This is a genomic window from Veillonella sp. 3310 (genome assembly GCF_003999875.1).
GTDB lineage: Bacteria > Bacillota > Negativicutes > Veillonellales > Veillonellaceae > F0422.
Window position 1 is genome coordinate 210872 of sequence record NZ_RQVJ01000003.1, and the last position, 21028, is coordinate 231899.

The following is a 21028-nucleotide window of genomic DNA, read 5'->3' on the forward strand; positions in this document are numbered from 1 at the left end:
AACTACCAAGATACTTGAGTGCTTAGCATTTTAAGATATCTTGGTAGTTTTATATTTATACAGGTTGGGGGTGTATGATTTTTTAATGAGGGCATATTATATATTTTTTATATAGGAATTATAATAATTGAGAAGTACAGGTAACTATAAGCTAAGAATAAATAAAAAAATAGGTAGTTTTAATTTATTCGATGTGCTTTTATTTATTTTAATAGATAGTTAGAGTAAAAATGTACGATAATTGGGAATATCGATTTTTTTGGAAGTAAAATAAGTCTGAAATTTTAACATTTGAAGAAAAAACTATTCCAATGTGTACCTAATTAGTATATAATAGAGGTAAAATTCTATTTTGATAGGTAAAGTAGTTTGTGTGAGGCTTTAGTCTGAAAAGAGAGGCCGTATTAGGTGTTCTTAAAGGGTGGTGTGATGAATATATATAAAAATAATAATGAATGTTTATCTATTTTAATAAGTCGATTATGAAATACGTAAGCATTCAATTTTTTTGTGCCATAAATGCTTAGCTTAGCGGTATATATTGTAAGTAAGTATCACGTATTTGTTATGTAAATGTTGTAAACATATATGTACAGGAGTTTAGTATGAACAAAATTTTTAAGGTAATTTGGAGTAAGTCAAAACAATGCTATATTGTTGTATCTGAAATGGCAAAAAACCATTCCGGTAAGAAGAAAATAGTAGTAGCAAGCATCTTGGCGGCTATGGCTGTGGGTAGTGGATCTATAACTAATATGGTTGATGCAGCTGGAGAAGTCACACTGGCAGGGGGGAATGCAAAAACTCCTGGGTCTATTGCGATAGGATATGGTAGTGTTAGTGATGGAACTGTAATACACAACGATGGTTCCACTACGGTTCAACCTAGTATTGCTATTGGTGTAGGCGCCAAAAGTATGGGGAATTCTTCGGTTTCAGTTGGACAAGGTGCACAAGTCTTAGGGTATTCATATAGTGTTGCAGTTGGTCGTGGTTCTGAAGCTAATGGAGACTATGGTGTAAGTGTCGGTTATAATACACGAGCAAAGCTTCATGGTATTGCTATGGGGGAACAGGCTCGTGCGATGAAAGAAGGGGCCACTACCTTTGGTGTTAGTTCTCGAGGCTATGGCAATGGGTCCATTGCGATTGGTTGGCAATCCTTGGCAGGGGCTAATGTATACGATGAGAATGGAAACCCAGGAGTAGATATTAATCAAGACCCTGAAAAGACTATTTCTGATTATAATAAATGGGGCGATACAGCTATTGGTATACGGGCTGTAGCAACAGGTGGTAATGCCTTGGCGTTAGGCAGAAGTGCTACTGCTAAGGCTGCTAATGCAGTGGCAATTGGTGGTGGTAATGGATCATCATATACTGACAATACAGAAAAAACAGAAGCTACGGCAGAAAAGGCGGTGGCCATTGGCTATAAAACAGAAGCTTCTGCTGTAAGTTCTGTTGCCCTAGGTACATCGGCTATATCCGGTGGTGAAAATGGCGTAGCAATTGGTAATGATGCACAGGCACAGACAGCAAATACAATTGCTGTAGGTAGCACTTCTCGCGCAGTGAATGCAAATGATAGTGCGCTTGGTAATGCATCTAAAGCGACTGGTGGTGGAGCGACCGCTATCGGTTATACAGTAACAACTAGTGGTAACCAAGCCTTTGGTGCTGGTTCTAATACAGAGGTATCTGGTGCAGGTGCAGTGGGTATTGGTTACAAAGTGAAGGCATCGGGGAATCGGGCCATCAGTATTGGTAATGATAATGGCGATAGCAACCCAACGGTAGCATCTGGTGAGAAAGCGATAGCCATTGGTTCAGGTGCAAACTCGGCAGGCAGTGCATCGATTGCCATGGGTAGAAATGTTAGTGTCGACAGAGAATATACCACAGCGATTGGTACAAATATTACTGCTAGCAAGAATGCTTCAGCTAGCACAATCATTGGGTACAATTCTTTTACAAAAGCAAACCAGTCTGTTAACATTGGCTCTACTAATGAAACAGATGAAAGTGCAAGATACTCTACAGCAATTGGTTATGATGTGCGCGCAAAAGGTAGAAATGCTGTTGCCATCGGATCTAGCGGTGAAAGTAGTGCAAAAGTAGTTGCCGCAGGTGAAGATGCTATTGCCATTGGTACATCAGCGCAAGGTAATAACACATCTGCCACAGCTATTGGTAAACAAGCAATAGCAAGTGATACCAATTCTATTGCATTTGGTACCTCCGCCAAAGGAGTTGGAGCCTCCTCCACAGCGATTGGTAATGGCGCCACAACGGCGAAAGCTAATGCTATTGCATTAGGTACATCCGCACAAGGGACAGGAGAATCATCTGTAGCGATTGGTAATGGTGCTCAAGCAACTGATTCACATGCCTTTGCAGCGGGGGTAGGTGCTAAAGCCACAGGAAGCTCTGCTATTGCTGTAGGTAATAGTGCGTCAGCGGCTAAAGCTAACTCAGTAGCTATAGGTACTGACACAACGGCTTCTGAAAAAGAAACTGTGGCGGTAGGTTTGCGAGCTTCTGCAAATGGTTTGCGATCTGTTTCTGTCGGTATTGATACAGAATCAACAACAGCAGATGGCGTTTCTGTGGGTTACTTATCCAAATCACAAGCATTAGGAGCTGTGGCCATTGGTAGAAATGCAGTAGTAACAGCAGAAAAATCTACAGCTGTAGGCTATGATCTATCTATTACAAATTCAGCTAGTACAAATATTGGGTATACTTCTACAGTTAATGCGAATCAAGCCACTAGTGTGGGTGCTCGAAACTTAGTAGAAGCGGGAGCACAATATGGTACGGCATTAGGATATTTTGTTAATATATCTGGTAAAAATGCAATCGGTATTGGCTCTAGTGATGATAAAAAGAATGTAATTGCATCTGCTAAAGATGCGGCTGCTATTGGTACATCTGCACAAGCGACAGCAGCGAGTGCTATGGCATTAGGTACTAATGCGAATGCTGCCTTAGCACACTCTGTGGCACTAGGTGAAGGATCTACAACAACAACGGATGATGGTGCCTCTAAAATAGCATATTTAACTAATGAATCTACTAACAATAGTGGTAATGGTGTGATATCTGTTGGTAACAAACGAAATACTTCTGATACAGGTACTATTACACGTCGTATTGTCAGTGTAGCTGGTGGTACTGATGATTTTGATGCGGTCAATGTAAAACAATTAAAAACATTAGAATCCAATGAATGGTTATTACGTACGCAGAATGCGGGAGATGCTAACCCAACTGATGTGGCGCCTCAAACTGTGAATAATCAAACTAAGAAACGTGTTACTTTAAAAGCAGGCGATAATATTGCCATTTCTAATTCCAATGGTGTTGTTACGTTAAATGTTACTAATGTTGTAAAATCTGTAGCTACTGATAATACAAATGCATTAGATATTTCGAATACTAATGGGGCTGTTAAAATCAACCCTAAATTGGCAACTTCTGTGGATGCAGCAGGAGAGGCTAATAAATTAGTAACAGCAGGTACTGTAAAAACTGCTTTAGATCTTAAGGTGAATAAAGCAGATGAATTACATGTAAAACCAGGTAACTATACAGTTCAAAGTAGTGGTGATGTATCTTTAATTCAAGAAAATGCCAATAGCCAAGCTCAAAGTGATAAAGCGTTCACTATTAAAGATGTAGCTAAAAAATCTGTAGTAGATACATTGCAATCTGATTTTAACACTTTCAAAACGAAAGCGATTACTTTCACAGGTGATGACAACCAAGGAGTAGCTCGTACATTAGATACGACATTAACCGTAAAAGGTGGTGCGAATTACACGTCTACTACAGCGAATACTAATATTCGTGTGGAAAAAGACGGTACGACTGGGTTAGCTGTTAAATTATCTGATAAGTTAACAGGGATGAAAGAAATCGCTGGCACTGGTACGCAAGATTTAGTGATCAAAAATGGCGATACAAAAGTGACTGTAAAAGCTCCAGCTAATGGAGATAAAGGTACAGTGGACTTTGGTGATGCGAAAGTAGTAGCCTCTAATTTAGATGCATCTATCAAATATCGTGCTAACGATGAAGCAGTAGCAAAGGCTAAATCTGTTAAATTAGCCGATGGATTTAACTTTGTAGCAAGTAATGTTACAGATACTGCAACAGAAGGTCCAAAATCTGGTTTAGCAATCAAAGCAGAAGATAATGGTAAAGTAACATTCGGTTTAGATAAAGCAACTCGCAATACTATCGATAATGCAGCAGATAAAAACTTAAGCAATTTAACGCAAGATGGTAAAAATAAAGTTACAGAATTAGCGAAAACAGCAGCACAAGATGCTGTAAAAGTAGCTGCTGGTCATAATACAACGGTGACGACTGATACAAGTACTGCAGGTGTAACGACATACAAAGTGAATGCTAATGATACAACAGTAGCAGTTACTGGAAATGGACTTGCCATTACTGGTGGTGAGTTAGGTACAGATAAAGTACGTAAATATTCCTTAGATTTATCTGCAGCTACTAAAGGTAAATTAGCTGCTGTAGGGAATTTAGCAACCAATGTGATTGGTGGAACTACAATTGCTGCAGATGGCACTGTAACAGGTCCAACTTTCAGTATTACTAAAGCAGATGGTACTGCTGAAAATGCTGGAACTATTAAAGAGGCCATCGAAAAATTAGATGCAGCGAATAAGGGGCAAAATACTAAAATCTCTGATACTGCAGAAAAAGTAACAAATTTAGCTACTGCATTAGGTGGTGGTGCTAAAGTAGAAAATGGTACTTTCACAGGTCCTACATATAACATTACAAAAGCGGATGGTTCAGGCACAGAAACAGCATCTAATGTTGGTGATGCAATTAGCAAATTAGATACTCGTATTACTACAGCTAATGGTGCATTAGTGACTAAAGGCTTAGACTTCACAGGTAATGACACAACTGATGCTGGTAAAGTACATCGTGATTTAGGTACTACTTTGACAATTAAAGGTGCGGAAAACTTCACTCGTACAGCAACTGAAACAAACAACATCAAAGTTGTGAAAAATGGCGATGCTCTTGATGTAAAATTGGCAGAAAACCTTGCGAAGATGAAAGAAATCTCTGGTGATGGTGCTAGTGATTTAGTGATCAAAAATGGCGATACAAAAGTAACTGTAAAAGCTCCAACTACTGGAGATAAAGGTACAGTCGACTTTGGCGATGCGAAAGTAGTAGCGTCTAACTTAGATGCGAATATCTCTTATAAAGCTGGTAGTGAAGATACTAAGAAAAAAGTTAAACTACAAGATGGATTTAACTTCACAGCAGCCACAGATACTACTGTCACTGCAGAAGGCCCTAAAGCTGGTTTAGCCATCAAAGCAGAAGATAATGGCAAAGTTACATTTGGTTTAGACAAAGCGACTCGTGAAAAAGTCGATAATGCAGCGGATAAAAACTTAAGTAATTTATCTGATGATGGTAAAAATAAAGTCAAAGAATTGGCGAAAACAGCAGCACAAGATGCTGTGAAAGTAGCAGATGGTATTAATACTACTGTTGAAAAAGATACAACGACTACAGGCGTAACTACATATAAAGTAAATGCTAACGATACAACTGTGGCTGTAACAGGTGATGGCCTTGCCATTACTGGTGGTGATTTAGGTACAGATAAAGTACGTAAGTATTCCTTAGATTTATCTGCGGCTACAAAAGGTAAATTAGCAGCTGTAGGAAATCTAGCTACAAATGTAATCGGTGGCACTACAGTTAATGCAGATGGTACAGTAGTAGGACCAACTTTCAGTATTACAAATGCAGCAGGTACTGCTGAAGATGCTGGAACTATTAAAGAAGCAATTGAGAAACTAGATGCAGCGAATAAAGGACAAAATACAAAAATCTCTGAAACGGCAGAAAAGGTAACCCAATTAGGAGAAACAGTTACTAATAATTACAATGATTTATCTAAAAAAATTAGTGATGGTACTACGAATATAACTAATACACTCACTACAAAAGGCTTAGATTTCACAGGTAATGACACAACTGATGCTGGCAAAGTACACCGTGACTTAGGTACTACCTTAACAATTAAAGGTGCAGAAAACTTCGCTCGTGCAGCGACTGAAACAAATAACATCAAAGTTGTTAAAAATGGCGATGCTCTTGATGTGAAATTAGCAGAAAACCTTGCTAATATGAAAGAAATCTCTGGTGATGGTAGTAGTGATTTAGTGATCAAAAATGGCGATACAAAAGTGACTGTAAAAGCTCCAACTAATGGAGACAAAGGTACAGTAAACTTTGGTGATGCAAAAGTAATTGCTAAGAACTTAGAGGCAAGTATTGCTTATAAATCAAATAAAGACACTGCTAAGAAAACAGTTAAATTAGAAGATGGCTTTAACTTCACAGCTGCTGCAGATACAGCAGCAGATACAGATGTACCAAAATCTGGATTAGCTATTACAACAGGTGCTAATGGTGAAGTAACATTTGGTTTAGATAAAGCAACTCGCAATACTATCGATAATGCAGCAGATAAAAACTTAAGTAATTTATCTGATGATGGTAAAAATAAAGTCAAAGAATTAGCAAAAGGTGCAGCACAAGATGCTGTAAAAGTAGCAGACGGTATTAATACTACTGTTGAAAAAGATACAGCAACTGCAGGTGTAACGACATATAAAGTAAATGCTAACGATACTACAGTAGCGGTAACAGGTGATGGACTTGCGATTACTGGTGGAGATTTAGGTACAGATAAAGTACGTAAATATTCCTTAGATTTATCTGATGCGACAAAAGGTAAATTAAAAGCAGTAGATGGTTTGTCTACTGTTATCGGTGGTACTAATATTACAGCAGATGGTACTGTGACAGGTCCAAAATTCAATATTACTAAAGCAGATGGTACAACAGAAGAAGCAACGACTATTAAAGATGCTATTGATAAATTAAATACTACCAATGCTGGACAAAACACAAAAATCTCTGAAACTGCAGGAAAAGTAACAACTTTAGAAGGAAAAGTAGACGGTATCGTTGAGAAAGGTATGACTTTTGCTGGTGATGATGCAGCGGCAGATAAAGTGACTCGTAAATTAGGAGAAACTTTAAATATTCATGGTCAAAACAACATCACTGTGAAAAAAGATGGTACTGCAGTAGATACATTAAATGTAAAACTTGCTAGTGATTTGAAAAATATCACATCTATCAGCAGTGGAGATGGTACAACAGGTTCTAAAGTTACATTAGGCGCAGATGGTGTATCTATCGCTAATACAGCAGCAGGCCAAGGTGGAGCAGCTGGTGAAACTAAAACTGTGACAATCGGTAAAGATGGCATCAATGCTGGTGGCATGAAAATAACTAACGTAGCAGAAGCTAAAGCTGAAGGCGATGCAGCAAATAAAAAATATGTAGATGATGCGATTTCTAATTTGGGAAATATTGTATCTGGTAATGCTACATTAAACTTTGCTGGTAATGTAACAAAAAATGCACAAGATCAAGCAACTGAAAAAGTAGGCTTATCCTTGGCAACAGGTACATTACATGTGAATGGTGCTAATAACGAAATCACTACGACAGCAAAAGGAGATACAATTACAGTTGGATTAGCTGAAACTGTAAAAGCTCAATTAGCAAAAGTAGGGGATACAGCTTCTAACGGTCGTGATGGTAAAGATGGCGCATCTGGTGCAAAAGGCTTAACTGGTAAAGATGGCTTAAACGATAAAACGTTAACTGATAAAGTGAATGCATTGCGTAATGGCGAAGCTGGATCTGTAGTATATACAGATGAAAATGGTGCACGTTTAGTAAAAGCTAAAGATGGAGAATACTATAAAGCTACAGATGTAGATGCAACAGGTAATGTATTGAATGGTGCAACAAAAGCTACTACTGTAGAAGCTCGTGTAGTGAACCCAGATGGTACAACAACAGGTGGTACAACTAAATTGTCCAACATCGCAGATGGCAAAGTAGCAGCAGGTTCTAAAGATGCTGTAAATGGCGGTCAATTATATACTGCTAAATCTGAAATTGGTGCTATCATCGGTGGCACAACAATTAATGAAAATGGCAAAATTACAGGACCAACTTTCAGCATTACTAATGAAGCTGGTACTGCTGAAAATGCTGGAACTATTAAAGAGGCCATCGAAAAACTAGATGCTACGAACGCAGCACAAAATACTAAGATTTCTGGAAATACAGAAAAATTAACAAAATTAGGTAAAACGGTTACTAACAATTACAATGAATTATCTACTAAAATTACCCAAGCAGGTACAAATGTAACTAATGCATTGACTACAAAAGGTTTAAACTTCACCGGTGATGATACAACAGATGCTGGTAAAGTACATCGTGATTTAGGTGAAACCTTAACGCTCAAAGGTGGGGAAAACTTCACTCGTGCAGCAGCTGAGAACAACATCAAAGTTGTTAAAAATGGTGATGCTCTTGATGTGAAATTAGCAAAAAACCTTGCCAATATGAAAGAAATCTCTGGTGATGGTACTAGTGATTTAGTGATCAAAAATGGCGATACAAAAGTAACTGTAAAAGCTCCAACTAATGGAGATACTGGTACTGTGGACTTTGGTAAAGCAAAAGTAGTAGCACCTAATTTAGATGCGAGCATCTCTTATAAAGCAGGTAATGGAGATACTAAGAAAACAGTTAAACTACAAGATGGATTTAATTTCACTGCAGCCACAGATACTACTACCACTGCAGAAGGTCCTAAATCTGGTTTAGCAATCACAACAGGCGATAATGGTGTAGTGACATTCGGTTTAGATAAAGCGACTCGTAGCACTATTGATAATGCAGCAGATAAAAACTTAAGCAATTTATCTGATGATGGCAAAAATAAAGTTAAAGAGCTAGCAAAAGGCGCAGCTCAAGATGCTGTGAAAGTAGCAGACGGTATTAATACTACTGTTGAAAAAGATACAGCAACTGCAGGTGTAACGACATATAAAGTAAATGCAAATGATACAACAGTAGCGGTGAATGCAGATACCTTGGCTATTTCCGGTGGTGACCTAAATGCTACAACTAAAGTTCGTGCCTATACATTAGACTTATCTAACACAGTAAAAGCAAAATTAAATGCTATTAACAATGTAGGCGATACAGCATCTAATGGTCGTGATGGTGTAAATGGCGCATCTGGTGCGAAAGGTTTAACTGGCGCAGATGGCTTAAATGACAAAACGTTAACAGATAAAGTAAATGCATTACGTAACGGCGAAGCTGGATCTGTAGTCTATACAGATGAAAATGGCGCACGTTTAGTGAAAGCTAAAGATGGAGTATACTATAAAGCTACAGATGTAGATAAAGATGGCAATGTATTGAATGGCGCAACACCAGCTAGCACTGTAGAAGCTCGTTTAGTAAATCCTAAAGGAGAAACTACAGTTCCTACTAAATTGTCCAACATCGCTGATGGCAAAGTAGCAGCAAACTCCAAAGATGCTGTAAACGGTGGTCAATTGAATACTGTTAAATCTGATTTAGCTACAGCCTTAGGTGGTGGTGCTAAAGTAGAAAATGGTGTATTCACAGGCCCTACCTATAACATCACAAAAGATGATGGCAGCAATACAACAGAAGCAGTGAAGAATGTTGGCGATGCAATTAGTAAATTAGATGGACGCATCAACAATGCCAATACTACACTTGCTAATAAAGGCTTAGATTTCACTGGTAATGATACAACTGCGAAAGTACACCGTAATTTAGGTGAAACTTTAACAATCAAAGGTGCAGAAAACTTCACTCGTACAGCAACTGAGACAAACAACATCAAAGTGGTTAAAACTGATAATGACCTTGATGTGAAATTAGCAGAAAACCTTGGTAATATCAAATCTATCAGTAATACTACTGGAGAAGGAAAACCAGGTTCTACTATTACCTTAGGTGCAGATGGTGTATCCATTGCTAATACAGCAGCAGGTCAAGATGGTGCAGCAGGAGAGACTAAAACTGTTACTATCGGTAAAGATGGCATCAATGCTGGTGGCATGAAAGTTACTAATGTAGCTAAAGCAGTAGCAGATGAAGATGCAGCTAACAAAAAATATGTAGATGAGGCCATTTCTAATTTAGATACTACTATTAGAGGGAATGCTACATTAAACTTTGCTGGTAATGTGACAAAAGATGCACAAGATAAAGCAACAGATAAAGTAGGGTTAGCGCTGTCTACTGGTACATTACATGTAAATGGTGCCGATAATGAAATCACTACTACAGCAAAAGGTGATACGATTACTGTTGGACTAGCGCAAGCGGTAAAAGACCAATTAGCAAAAGTAGGCGATACAGCTTCTAACGGTCGTGATGGCAAAGATGGTGCATCTGGTGCGAAAGGCTTAACTGGTGCAGATGGTTTAAATGACAAAACATTAACAGATAAAGTAAATGCCTTGCGTAATGGTGAAGCTGGATCTGTAGTCTATACAGATGAAAATGGCGCACGTTTAGTGAAAGCTAAAGATGGAGAATACTATAAAGCTGCAGATGTAGATAAAGATGGCAATGTATTGAATGGTGCAACACCAGCTAGCACTGTAGAAGCTCGTTTAGTAAATCCTAAAGGAGAAACTACAGTTCCTACTAAATTGTCCAACATCGCTGATGGCAAAGTAGTAGCAAACTCCAAAGATGCTGTAAACGGTGGTCAATTACATACTGCTAAATCTGAAATTGGTGCTATCATCGGTGGTACAACAATTAATGAAAATGGCAAAATTACAGGACCAACTTTCAGTATTACAAATGCGGCTGGTACTAAAGATGATGCCACTACGATTAAGGATGCTATTGAAAAATTAGATGCTACCAATGCAGCACAAAATACAAAAATTAACGATACAGCAGAAAAAGTTACTACTTTAGATGGAAAAGTAGCTGATATTGTTGATAAAGGTATGGTATTCGCTGGTGATGATGCAACAGCAGATAAAGTAACTCGTAAACTAGGAGAAACTTTAAATATCCATGGTCAAAATAACATCACTGTGAAAAAAGATGGTACTGCAGTAGATACATTAAATGTAAAACTTGCTAGTGATTTGAAAAATATCACATCTATCACTAATGCTGATACAGACGGAAAACCAGGTAGCAAAATTACCTTAGATGCAAATGGTGTATCCATTGCTAATACAGCAGCAGGTCAAGATGGTGCAGCAGGAGAGACTAAAACTGTTACTATCGGTAAAGATGGCATCAATGCTGGTGGTATGAAAATCACTAATGTGGCGAAAGCGACAGAGAATGGCGATGCAGCGAATAAAGAATATGTAGATAATGCGATTAATAACTTAAATACAACAGTGACTAATAATGCAAATCTACGTTATGCTGGCGATACTAATGAAGGTGCAGTAAGTGGTGAAGATCACTTGAACTTACCATTAGCGACTGGTACTTTAAAAGTAGCTGGTACAGCGGATCAAATCAAAACTGTTGCTAATAATGGAACGATTACTTTATCCTTAGATGAAAAAGTAGCCAACAAGTTAAATAAACTTGGCGACACAGCTTCTAATGGACGTGATGGTGCGAATGGAACATCTGGTGCTACTGGTTTAACTGGTAAAGATAGCTTAAATGACAAAACTTTAACAGATAAAGTAAATGCCTTGCGTAATGGTGAAGCAGGCACTGTGGTATACACTGATGATGCAGGGGAACGTTTGGTGAAAGCCAATGACGGCAAGTACTATCACAAAGATGACCTAAAAGCTGACGGCACACCAAAAACAGCAGATGAAAACAATGGAACTGAACCAAAAGCAGTAGACAATCCGCAAGCTCGTGTAGTAAATCCAAATGGAGGCGCTAAAGCGCCTACTACTTTATCCAACATCGCTGATGGTAAAGTAGCAGCAAACTCCAAAGAAGCTGTGAACGGTGGTCAATTGAATACTGTTAAATCTGATTTAGCTACTGCATTAGGTGGTGGTGCTAAAGTAGAAAACGGTGTATTCACAGGCCCTACGTACAACATCACAAAAGATGATGGCAGCAATACAAAAGAAGAAGTGAAGAATGTTGGCGATGCAATCAGTAAATTAGATGGACGTATCAACAATGCTAATACTACACTTGCTAATAAAGGCTTAGATTTCACAGGTAATGATACAACTGCGAAAGTACACCGTAATTTAGGTGAAACTTTAACAATCAAAGGTGCAGAAAACTTCACTCGTACAGCGACTGAAACAAACAACATCAAAGTGGTTAAAACAGGTAATGATCTTGATGTGAAATTAGCGGAAAACCTTGGTAATATCAAATCTATCAGTAATACGACTGGAGAAGGAAAACCAGGTTCTACCATTACCTTAGGTGCAGATGGTGTATCCATTGCTAATACAGCAGCAGGTCAAGATGGTGCTGCGGGTACTACAAAAACTGTTACTATCGGTAAAGATGGCATCAATGCTGGTGGAATGAAAGTTACTAATGTAGCTAAAGCAGAAGCAGATGGCGATGCAGCGAATAAAGCATATGTAGATGATGCGATTAAGAACTTAAATACAACAGTGACTAATAATGCAAATCTACGTTATGCTGGTGATACTAACGTAGGTGCAGCAGGTGAAGATCACTTGAACTTACCATTAGCGACTGGTACTTTAAAAGTAGCTGGTACTGCTGACCAAATCAAAACTGTAGCTAATAATGGAACCATTACTTTATCCTTAGATGAAAAAGTGACAAACAAGTTAGATAAACTTGGTGACACAGCTTCCAATGGACGTGATGGTGCTAATGGTTTAACTGGTAAAGATGGCTTAAATGACAAAACTTTAACAGATAAAGTCAATGCCTTGCGTAATGGCGAAGCTGGCTCAGTAGTGTATACTAACGAAGCTGGTGACCGTGTTGTAAAAGCAAAAGATGGTAAATACTATAAAGCTGATGAAGTAAAAGCTGACGGTACTGTGAAAACTGCCGATGAAAACAATGGCAAGGCGCCAGAAGAAGTGACAACTCCACAGGCTCGTGTGGTAAATCCTAATGGAGAAACTACAGTTCCTACTAAATTGTCCAACATCGCTGATGGAAAAGTAGCAGCAAACTCCAAAGAAGCTGTGAACGGCGGACAATTGAACACTGTTAAATCTGATTTAGCTACAGCATTAGGTGGTGGTGCTAAAGTAGAAAATGGTACCTTCACAGGTCCTACCTACAACATCACAGAAGATGATGGTAGCAATACAAAAGAAGAAGTGAAGAATGTTGGTGATGCAATCAGTAAATTAGATGGACGTATCAACAATGCGAATACTACGCTTGCTAATAAAGGTTTAGATTTCACAGGTAATGATACAACTGATGCTGGTAAAGTACACCGTAATTTAGGCGAAACTTTAACGATCAAAGGTGCAGAAAACTTCACTCGTGCAGCAACTGAAACAAATAATATCAAAGTGGTTAAAACTGATAATGACCTTGATGTGAAATTAGCAGAAAACCTTGGTAATATTAAATCCATCAGTAATGCTACAGGAGAAGGAAAACCAGGCTCTACCATTACTTTAGGTGCAGATGGTGTATCTATCGCTAATACAGCAGCAGGTGCAGATGGAGCAGCTGGTGAAACGAAAACTGTCACTATCGGTAAAGATGGCATCAATGCTGGTGGCATGAAAGTTACTAATGTAGCTAAAGCAGAAGCAGATGGCGATGCAGCGAACAAAAAATATGTAGATGATGCAATTACCAACTTAAATACAACAGTGACTAATAATGCAAATCTACGATATGCTGGCGATACTAATGAAGGTGTAGCAAATGGTGAAGATCACTTGAACTTACCATTAGCGACTGGTACTTTAAAAGTAGCTGGTACAGCTGATCAAATCAAAACTGTTGCTAATAATGGAACGATTACTCTATCCTTAGATGAAAAAGTAGCCAACAAGTTAAATAAACTTGGCGACACAGCTTCTAATGGACGTGATGGTGCGAATGGAACATCTGGTGCTACTGGTTTAACTGGTAAAGATGGCTTAAATGACAAAACTTTAACAGATAAAGTAAATGCCTTGCGTAATGGTGAAGCAGGCACTGTGGTATACACTGATGATGCAGGGGAACGTTTGGTGAAAGCCAATGACGGCAAGTACTATCACAAAGATGACCTAAAAGCAGACGGCACACCAAAAACAGCAGATGAAAACAATGGAACTGCACCAAAAGCAGTAGACAATCCACAAGCTCGTGTGGTGAATGCGAATGGAGATGCTAAAGCGCCTACTACTTTATCCAATATCGCTGATGGCAAAGTAGCAGCAGGTTCCAAAGATGCTGTGAACGGTGGACAATTGAATACTGTTAAATCTGACTTAGCTACTGCATTAGGTGGTGGTGCTAAAGTAGAAAACGGTGTATTCACAGGTCCTACGTACAACATCACAAAAGATGATGGCAGCAATACAAAAGAAGAAGTGAAGAATGTTGGCGATGCAATCAGTAAATTAGATGGACGTATCAACAATGCCAATACTACACTTGCTAATAAAGGCTTAGATTTTACAGGTAACGATACAACTGATGCTGGTAAAGTACATCGTAATTTAGGCGAAACTTTAACCATCAAAGGTGCAGAAAACTTCACTCGTACAGCGGCTGAAGCAAACAACATCAAAGTGGTTAAAACTGATAATGATCTTGATGTGAAATTAGCGGAGAACCTTGGTAATATCAAAGAAATCGCTGGTAATGGTAAAGATGACTTAGTGATTAAAAATGGTGATGCTACCATTACCTTGAAACCTAAAAAAGAGGCAGAAGGTACTAACCCTGCTACACCAGCTACAGTAGACTTTGGCGATACGAAAGTAGTAGCATCTAATCTTGATGCATCTATCAAATACCGTGCTAATGATGAAGAGGCAGCAAATGCTAAATCTGTTAAATTAGCCGATGGCTTTAATTTTGTAGCAAGTACTGTTACAGATACTGCAACAGAAGGGCCAAAATCTGGCTTGGTTATCAAAGCGGAAGATAATGGTAAAGTAACATTTGGCTTAGATAAAGCAACTCGTGAAAAAGTTGACAACGCAGCGGATAAAAACTTAAGCAATTTAACTGATGATGGTAAAAATAAAGTCAAAGAATTAGCTGGAGAAGCTGCTAAAGCGTCAGTAAAAGTGGCAGATGGTATTAACACAACTGTTACTACAGATACAACTACTACTCCAGGAGTAACTACGTATAAAGTAAATGCTAATGATACAACAGTAGCAGTGAATGCAGATACCTTGGCTATTTCCGGCGGTACTCCAGATGCTACAACTAAAGTTCGTGCCTATACATTAGACTTATCTGACACAGTAAAAGCAAAATTAAATGCTATTAACAATGTTGGTGACACAGCTTCTAACGGTCGTGACGGTGTAAATGGCACATCTGGTGCACAAGGCTTAACTGGTAAAGACGGCTTAAACGATAAAACATTAACAGATAAAGTGAATGCATTACGTAATGGCGAAGCTGGATCTGTGGTGTACACTAACGAAGCTGGCGACCGTGTGGTAAAAGCAAAAGATGGTAAATACTACAAAGCTGATGAAGTAAAAGCTGATGGTACTGTAAAAACTGCTGAGGAAAACAAAGGTAAAGCACCAGAAGAAGTGAAAACACCGCAAGCTCGTGTGGTAAATCCTAATGGAAAAACTACGGCTCCTACTACTTTATCCAACATCGCTGATGGAAAAATCGCAGCAGATTCCAAAGAGGCTGTGAACGGCGGTCAATTGAATACTGTTAAATCTGATTTAGCTACAGCCTTAGGTGGAGGTGCTAAAGTAGAAAACGGTGTATTCACAGGACCAACGTATAACATCACAAAAGATGATGGCACAGGTACAGAAGCAACATCGAATGTTGGTGAAGCAATCAGTAAATTAGATGGCCGTATCAACAATGCTAATACTACACTTGCTAATAAAGGCTTAGATTTCACAGGTAATGATACAACTGCGAAAGTACACCGTAATTTAGGTGAAACTTTAACAATCAAAGGTGCTGATAACTTCACGCGCACAGATGCTGAAACAAACAATATCAAAGTTGTGAAAAATAATAATGATCTTGATGTGAAATTAGCAGAAAACCTTGGTAACATCAAAGAAATCGCTGGTAATGGTAAAGATGACTTAGTGATTAAAAACGGTGATGCTACCATTACCTTGAAACCTAAAAAAGAGGCAGAAGGTGCTAACCCTGCTACACCAGCTACAGTCGACTTTGGCAATACAAAAGTAGTAGCACCTAATTTAGACGCATCTATCACATATCGTGCGAATAGCGCAGAAGATGCAGATGCTAAGACTGTAACATTACAAAAAGGTTTGAACTTCGTGTCTGGTGATGGTACAGCAGCTACTGCTGAAGCAGCAAAAGCAGGTATCACAATTGCAGCTGATAAAGATGGAAAAGTTGTATTTGGCTTGAATGAAGCAACACGCAATGCTATCGATAATGCAGCAGATAAAAACTTAAATAACTTATCTCAAGAGGGTAAGGATAAAGTGGCTGATTTAGCAAAAACAGCAGCAAGAGAGGCAGTAAAAGTAGCAGCTGGTAATAATGTGACAGTAACACCTGAAACGAAAGATGGCGTTACTACCTATACTGTAAATGGCCGTGATACGACTGTAAAAGCAGCTGATAAAGGAAGTGTTTCTGTTACTGGTGGAACACTAAATGCTAACGGTGAACGTGAATATACTGTAGATTTAACAGCAGAAGCAAAAGCTGAATTGGGTAAGATTTCTGATCTGAATACACGCTTGGGCAGTGCAGAAGGCAAAATCACAACGCTTCAAGGTGATATGACGAAGGCAAAAGATGATATTGCAGCGAATACGAAAGCAATTGAAGCTAATAAAGAAGCTATAGCTACAAATAAAAATGCAATTGCTGACAATGCAAAAAATATTGCAGCCAATACAAAAGATATCGATGCTAATAAACAAGGTATTGCAGAAAATAAAGAAAAAATTGGCGAAAATGCAAAAGCGATTGCTAAAAATGCAGATGCTATTAAATCTAATACAGATCGTATTCATACAGTAGAAACTCGTGTTGACACAGTAGAAACTCGTGTTGACACAGCAGAAGGCAAAATTGCTGCTAATGAAAAAGCAATTAAAGACAATGCATCTGCTATTCAATCTAATACAAAAGCAATTGGTGATAATACAACAGCCATTGCAAAAAATGCAAGCGATATCACAAAAGCAAATAAAGAGATTGAAAGCTTAAAAGGTAATTCTGCAACGAAAGATTTAAGTAACCTAACCAATACTGGCAAGGATACAATTACTAAATTGATTGATGTGAAGGGTGAAAATGGTATTACTGTTACACCAAGCACAAATACAGACTCAAGAGTAAAAACTTTCACAGCAAAATTAAATGACACTGTTACCTTCGGTTCTGGTGATAAGAAAATTACTGTAGATGGTACAACTGGTACTGTTACAAGTAAAGCAGTAGCAGCGGATACAGTAAAAGCTAACACTGTAGATGCTAAGACTGTTCAATTAGGAGACTCTACAGGAACTAATACAACTGTTACAGCAGATGGTATTGCAGTAACAACTAAGAACCCTGATGGCACTACATCTAAAGTAGAAATCAAAAATGGTACAGTCTCTGGTTTAACAAATACGAAGTGGGATCCAGCCAAAGTAGTTACTGACGCAGATCGCAGTGTAGTGGCAACGCAAGGTCAAGTGAAAGATGTAACGGATACCTTGGCCCGTGGTCGAGTATTTGTAGGTGATACGGGTACAAAAGTGACTGTAGGTTTAGGCGATACTCTGGCTATTAAAGGTGGATCTACTAAAGCATTAACAGATGATAACATTGGTGTTGTATCTACTGAGGCAAAAGATGGCAAGCCAGCTACGATGACTGTAAAATTGGCGAAAGATGTGAAAATGAAAGATGGTTCCACATCCTACGACTACTACTTACCTGAAGTAAAAACGAATCCAGATGGTTCAAAAGAGAAGGTTAAAAACACAGATGGATCTGTGAAATATAAAGTAGATAAAGATGGTAATCCAATTCGCTTAGTGACAACTACAGTCAATGGTGAAGGTGTAACGATTGCACCAGTGAAAGGTTTAGATAAACCGACTGTTTCCTTAACAGCGGATGGTCTAGACAATGGTGGCAACCAAATTCACAATGTAGCAGCAGGCACAGCTAATACGGATGCAGCGACAGTAGGTCAAGTACGTGCAGCAGCACACGCTTTAAATAACCGTGTGAATGAGGCAGGTGCTCACGCAGCAGCCTTAGCAGCGATGAATCCATTGAGCTATGATCCTCTTAAAAAATCTCAAGTCATGGCTGGATATGGCGCTTATAAAGGTAGTAATGCGTTGGCACTTGGTGTGGCTCACTATGCTAACGAAGATACTCTATTTAACGTAGGTGTCAGCGTAGGCAATGGTGAAAACATGGTGAATGCAGGCGTGACGTACCGATTCGGCGGCGAAGACAGCATGATCCCTGAACGTTACAAAGGCGGTCCAATTTCTTCTGTTTATGTAATGCAAGATGAAATCACTGCTCTGAAAGCTGAAAATGCTCGTAAAGATGCGGAGAATGCTAAGAAAGAAGCAGAGAATGAGGAAATGAAAGCACAAATTAAAATGCTTATTGAACGTGTAACAATGCTGGAAGCAAAAAAATAATACACCATATAAGAGGCGAATTCCTAATGGTATGACAAAAAATGGACACTTCGTTGAAAGAGGGAGTGTCCATTTTATATGTGAGAAGTATTTTATATTATATGATAGTGAATATTTACAAAATGATGAAGTATGCAATACAGAAAAAACTGATGAAATGTATATAATTAAAAGTATAAAATATAATAGGATTATAAAAGCGTTGAAAATCAATATCTTTGTAATTGCATTTGGATATTTAACGAAATGTGAAGTATAGTATAATAAAGGATTAGATTGATGAAAGATAGTTTGATTATTATTAAAAATGAATAAAATAATCAAAATTACACTAGTACTTTTAGTAGAGATATATATAATAAAAGTAGATAATGTATTTCTTCATAATAAAACTTAAGATTGAAACATGTAAATGTGATATGTATTGACTATAAAGTGATGTACAAGTTACATCGATAAATGAGGTAGTTTATATTTAATAAATATTATATAGTTCAAGGTTTGATGACCAGAAAAAAGGGAGGATTATCACAATGAACAAATTATTTAAGGTTATTTGGAGCAAGTCTAAGCAATGCTACATCGTAGTTTCAGAAGTAGCGAAAAACACTACAGGTAAAAAGAAAATCGTCGTTGCTAGTGTATTAGCAGTCTTGGCAGTGAGTGCACAAGTGGCAACTGTACAAGCAACAATTCCTGAGGGGACCGTAAAAGACGGTGCAACGGTAGGGATCGGTCAAACCGTGGAGGTTGCTGGTGATAGCTCTGTAGGTGTTGGTAAAGGTATCACTGTTACGAAGCGATTTTCTGTAGCAATGGGGAATGGGATCACTGCCAGTGCAGATAACGCAGTAGCCATTGGTTCTGGAGCCAATTTCGGAAAAGTACAAGCCTTAGGTAATGATAGCGTTGCCGTAGGGACCCGTGCAGAAGCAGGCATGCAAAGTTCTATCGCCATTGGTCGTTTGAGTCGTGCTGTTACAGGTGAAAAAGGTGTGGCCATCGGTAATGAAGCGGTGACGACAGCGTTGTCTGCCATTGCGATTGGTAACAAAGTGAAGGCTACGAAGGACACGGCCATTAGTATTGGTAACGAATCCAACGCCACTGGAACAGCAGCAGTTGCCTATGGTAACAAAGCACAAGCAACAGCAGATAGCACTGTAGCAGTGGGTGATCAATCGAAAGCTACAGCCGCTAATGCGACAGCGGTCGGAACTGGAGCAAATGCTAGTGGAGATAATAGTATCGCTTTAGGTAAAAGTGCCACAGTAGCCGGAGCTAATAGTGTAGCATTAGGTTTTAACACAGCTGTAACGGCAGCTGATGTTGCTACAGGCACGGCGGCTGGTAAAAAACCATATTTATTAGATAGTAGTACCGTAGATAATGTGGATGATGCAACCAATGGTATTGTCGCAATTGGAACAAGACGTGATGGAGCTACTGGGTTTGCCCGTCGTTTAACAGGGGTAGCAGGTGCTGTTTCTGACTATGATGCAGTTAACTTGAAACAGTTGAAAGCTGTAGAAGCTAACGAATGGTTGTTACAAACTAAAAATGCAAACGATACAAAAGCAACAGACGTAACAGCACAAGCTGTGACAGGAGAAAAGAAAAAACGTGTAGTCTTAGAAGCTGGTGACAACATCACTCTTGAAAATAGTAACGGTACTGTAAAAATAAAAGCTAACGTAGGCGTAAAATCTATTACAAGTGGAAATAAAACGGCATTAACAGTATCTACAGTAGATACTAACGGTGCGGTAACGATTACGCCAAATATCGCAACTAATTTGTCAGCTAGTGGTGATGCAGGTAAGCTTGTAACAGCGGGAACTGTAAATACAGCACTTGCTGGAAAAGTGGATACAAACACTTTCAACACAGCGTTAGGAGCTAAACTTGATAAAACAGCAGAACGTCATGTGAAAGAAGGATCCTATGCAGTGCAAAATGACGGTACAGTAACATTAACAAAAGTAGATGGAGTAGGTACTGAAAAAGCTAATGAAGCGGTAAAAATCACAGGATTAGCAACAAAAGCATCTGTGGATACGTTAACTACAGAAGTGGGCAAAAAGCAAACGCAGCTGACGTAACAGCAGAGTTAGCTAAAAAAGCAAACGCAGCTGACGTAACAGCAGAGTTAGCTAAAAAAGCAAATGCAGCTGATGTAACAGCAGAGTTAGCTAAAAAAGCAAACGCAGCAGATGTAACAGCAGAATTAGCTAAAAAAGCAAATGCAGCAGATGTAACAGCAGAATAAGCTA

The 21028-nt window shown here is 38.7% G+C and carries 3 protein-coding genes; 2 read left to right on the forward strand and 1 reads right to left on the reverse strand.

Going from position 1 to position 21028, the window contains the following annotated elements:
- Positions 1-605: 605 nt before the first annotated feature.
- Positions 606-18755 (forward strand): ESPR-type extended signal peptide-containing protein, encoded by an 18150-nt coding sequence (locus tag EO127_RS06130; protein ID WP_127448588.1) that lies wholly within the window; start codon positions 606-608, stop codon positions 18753-18755.
- A gap of 533 nt (positions 18756-19288) precedes the next feature.
- Positions 19289-20857, forward strand: coding sequence for an ESPR-type extended signal peptide-containing protein (locus EO127_RS06135; protein WP_127448592.1), 1569 nt, complete (start codon positions 19289-19291; stop codon positions 20855-20857).
- On the opposite strand, the gene EO127_RS08770 is transcribed toward EO127_RS06135, so the two are convergent.
- On the reverse strand, positions 20820-21028 hold a 209-nt coding region (locus EO127_RS08770; RefSeq protein ID WP_206169252.1), incomplete at its 5' end, for a hypothetical protein. The two genes, EO127_RS06135 and EO127_RS08770, sit on opposite strands and share 38 nt — an antisense overlap.

What these genes read in the sequence shown, in the direction of transcription:
- EO127_RS06135 (WP_127448592.1), top strand. Translation starts at nt 19,289, where the DNA reads ATGAACAAATTATTTAAGGTTATTTGGAGCAAGTCTAAGCAATGCTAC.
- EO127_RS06130 (WP_127448588.1), top strand. Translation starts at nt 606, where the DNA reads ATGAACAAAATTTTTAAGGTAATTTGGAGTAAGTCAAAACAATGCTAT.